The 4,090-nt window shown below is 68.4% G+C and carries 2 protein-coding genes; one reads left to right on the forward strand and one right to left on the reverse strand.

Annotation, left to right across the window (positions count from 1 at the left end):
• Positions 1 to 1,507: sigma 54-interacting transcriptional regulator (locus FVW27_RS09455; protein WP_167124616.1), on the forward strand; the 1,507-nt coding region annotated here is incomplete at its 5' end.
• Between the two features lie 814 nt (positions 1,508 to 2,321).
• On the opposite strand, the gene FVW27_RS09460 is transcribed toward FVW27_RS09455, so the two are convergent.
• A complete protein-coding gene (locus tag FVW27_RS09460) occupies positions 2,322 to 3,464 on the reverse strand; it encodes a chemotaxis protein (protein ID WP_167124618.1) in 1,143 nt (380 codons plus the stop codon).
• Between the last annotated feature and the right edge of the window lie 626 nt (positions 3,465 to 4,090).

Raw genomic sequence — 4,090 nt, forward strand, 5'->3', positions numbered from 1 at the left:
GGCGGCGGGCAGCGACGCCGCCGCGCTGGTCACCGGCGAAACGGGCGTGGGCAAGGAACTGTTCGCCCGCGCCATCCACGACAACAGCCCCCGCGCCGCCGCGCCCTTCGTGGCCGTGGACTGCGCCTCGCTGCCACGTTCGCTGGCCGGGTCCATCCTGTTCGGCCACCGCAAGGGGGCCTTTACCGGGGCGGATTCCAACCGCGACGGCCTGGTGTTGCAGGCGGATGGCGGCACCCTGTTTCTGGACGAAGTGGGCGAACTGCCCCTGTCCATGCAGAAGATGTTTCTGCGCGTGCTTCAGGAGCACCGCTTTCGCCCGGTGGGCGGCCGCACGGAAATCACCAGCGATTTCCGCCTGATCGCGGCCACCAACCGCGATCTGGAAGACATGGCCGAGCGCAACACCTTTCGCAGCGACCTGTTATACCGCATGCGCACGGTGGTGGTGAGCATTCCGCCGCTGCGAGAACGGTGCGAAGACGTCACCGCGCTGGCCGGGCACTACCTGCCGCGCGTCTGGGCGCGCTTTGCCCTGCCGGAAAAGGACATTTCGCCCGACTTCCACGAAACGCTGCTGGCCTACCACTGGCCGGGCAACGTGCGCGAACTCATCCATACCCTCGAGCGCGCGGTGCTGGCTTCGCAGGACGCGCCCAAGCTGTTCGCCCGCCACCTGCCGGACTATCTGCGCATCTGCCTGGCCCGCGCCGCCGCACGCAACGGAGCCGTCACTCCCGCCGGTTACGGTGGGCTGGGGGGGCCGTCCTGCCTGTACGGGGCCGTTGAACGCGCCGCACCTGCACCGCAGGGCAGCAACGCAACAGAGGGCACGGATGGAACGCGGGGACACCGATCTGCAAGCGGTCCCGCCACTGCGGCACGGACGTCCACCGGACAGGCCGGTGGCGCACCTCCCGCCATGCAAGCAGGCGGCACTGCCCCAGCGGTCAGCCAGATTGTGGCGCCCGAACAGAATAACCCCGAACAGATGCACCCCGGACAGATACACGCCGGACAGGCACGGCCCGCGCCGCCCGTTTCGCCAGGCTGGGGGCCGCGCGCGCCCTATGCCATCTACACCTCGCCCCACTATGCCCCGTCCCCCGAACGCGCGGCGCCCCTGCAACCCACGGTTCCGCCGGGCAGCACGCAGCAGGGAAACGCATCCGGCGGCAATGGCGATGACGCCATCCCCTTTGGCCAAAACGGTCTTGCAGGGCTGCCGCCCCATGCCACCGCTGATGGTGACGGACTCCAGGCCTCACCGGTGACGGGCATGCACACGGCCTCCGGCGCATCCTCCGCAGAAGTCCCCCGCACCGCAGCCCCCTTTGCCGACGGCCTGCCCCGCTTCTTCGACTTTCGTGATGCGCAGTTCACCACCTATCTGCACGAACTGATGCGCCGCGCCGGGGGCGACATTCGCGCCGCCTGCACCCTGTCCGGGCTGTCCCGCTCGCACCTGTACGACCTGCTGCGCAAGCACGGCGTGCCCCCCCGCTAGCCCGGAAAAGGTCGCCAGCCCCCGCATGAAAAACGTCTCCACTGTCCGCCATCGCGGACACACCTTCGCCCATACCGTCCGCCATCGCGGATTCATGCACCTTGAGGCGTCCGCGATGGCGGACGCACTCTTTACCATACGCCCAAGCTGACTGTTTGCTCAATCCAATATTCACGCAATACGCTTGAATAACAGTTGATTCATATCAGCATGGTTCCATAACGCGAATGGCACGCTTCTTGGTAAGTATATGGCAACAGACACCGGGCATGTCGGTCGATGCCCGTCCGTGCCGGAAGGCGGTTGGACAAGGCCAGCCGGTACGGGGGAATGCGTCGGACGCATTCCAGCCGCAGGGGTCCGTGGCGCAGTCGGTGCGCTGCGGGCGAAATCGGGGCGCGACGTTCCATGGGAACGGCGCGCCCCGCACGTTTTCGAAGGTGCAGCCAACGCACGCGCCAAGCACACGGGCGCAACGCCGCACGCAGCACAACGGACGTTGCACGCAGGACTTTCTGAGGGGATTGCGGATGGTCGCGCGCCTGCGCGGGGAAGGCGAAACGCGGGGCGGGGAACGCCACAGGCCCGCAGCAATGCACGCCGCACGGGCAAGGCTGCACGCAACATCGCGCGCGAGAGGGAGGGCCGCAGCATACCCGGCCCAGCCGGGTCATCCGGCCCGGTTGCGACATCCGGTCCGGCTGCGCCATGCCGTCCGGCTCACGCAGCGGACCCGAACCGAAAAATCAGCCTGCCCGAAAAACCAACCGGCTCGGGAAAGCAGGCAGCTCGGAAAATCAGGCGACTCTGAAAATCAGGCGGATTCGCCCAGCAGTTCCAGCACCTTCTGGCTGAGTTGCTGCAAATCGGGCTTGGCGAATTGCGCGTCCGCGCCCACCGACTCGCCCTTGTGCCCCAGCCGCTCCGAAACCAGCGACGAAAACAGCGCCACCGGCAGGGCGCGCAACGCCGGATCTTCCTTGATGCGGCGGCACAGGGTCAGTCCGTCCATGCGCGGCATCTCGATGTCGGAGACCACGGCCTGCACCAGGTCGGACAGGGGGACACCCTTGGCTTCGGCCTCGCGGCGCAGGCCGTCCAGCATATCCCACGCTTCCTGTCCGTCGTTGGCCTGCAGCAGTTCGAACCGCCCGCTGGCCTCCATCAGGCTGCGCACCAGACGGCGCACGCTGCCGGAATCGTCGGCGTGCAGGATGCGGTAACGGCGCGGCGGCAGGTCCGGCTGCGCGACCGGCGGCACGGCTTCCGTGGCCCCGTCGGCAGCATCCGCCCCCTGCCCCCGCTCTCCGGCGGATGCCGAAGCCAGGGGCCGTTCCATGCGTATGGACAGGTCCGGATGCATCTCGGCCACGATGCTTTCCATGTCCAGCAGAAACACCACCCGCTCGTCCAGCCGGACCATGCCGGTGATGGAATTGCGGCTGGCCTCCTGCAGGAAGCGGCCCGGGGCCTCAACGTCGGTCCAGCTGATGCGGTGGATGCGGTTCACCCCGGACACCAGGAACCCAGTGATCACGGTGTTGAATTCGGTGACGATGATCTTGGGTTCGCCGCTGGTGTCGCGCGGGATGCCCAGGTACTTCGCCAGATCCACCAGCGGGATGACCCGCCCGTCGCGGTGCGGAAAGGCCCCCAGCACCGCCGGGTGAGGCATTTGCGGCAGTGCGGTGATGGGCTGCATGCGGATGATTTCCACCACCTTGGCCACGTTGACGCCGTACCGCCGCCGCAATGACCCGCACGACAGCGGGGCCGCCGCGGCGAAGCCTCCACCGACGGGGGTTTCCGCCACGCAGGCCCCGGCATTGGCAACAACGGTGCCGGAACCATCCAGTACGCCAGCTGCCACGCCATCGGGCGCGGCCTCGTCCACGAAGAACTCGACGATTTCGAGTTCATTGGTGCCGGATTCCAGCAGAATGCCGGTCTGCCCCATGCTCCCTCCTGACTGGCACTGGCGCGCCACGCCCCGATGAGAATCCGAGAATGCGCCGATGCCCATGGCGCCACGCAGGCCCGTCGCCCGGGCCACAGGCCTGTAGCGCAACGCAGGGTACGCCGAAACCGTCCCCGGATGGTTGCACCCGCGTGTCGGCCCGGCGGCAAGCCGCCGTCGTGCCGCCTGACATCGTTCTCCGCGTAATATAGCGCCTTTCCCTGCAAAGAGCCACCGGACACCGGCGCCCTTACGCGGCGGGCGCACACCGGAACCGTGCCGGGATCGCGCGGTGCCAGCCCCGCGCGGCGACACGCGGTTTTCCCTTGCGCCTCACCGTCGCCGGGCCTACAACCCGCAATGTCCCTGCACGCTGCCGAACGGCGGCAGCCCCCCGGAAACCGCACACAGATACAGACTCCCCAGGCGCCCCGCGCCGCCAAGCCGCCACCGTCATGCCCATGCAGCCCCCCCGTCAGCACGACGCATCCGCCCCGCCCCAGCAGCCCACCACTCCGGGCGTGCCCTCGTCTTCGTCCGTGTTCCCCGCTGGCCACGCCCCCGGCCCCGCGTCCGGTCCCGCGTCCGGTCACGGTCGCGCCCCCCACGCAAGGGCGGGTGGACAT

Source organism: Nitratidesulfovibrio liaohensis, from assembly GCF_011682075.1.
GTDB lineage: Bacteria > Desulfobacterota > Desulfovibrionia > Desulfovibrionales > Desulfovibrionaceae > Cupidesulfovibrio > Cupidesulfovibrio liaohensis.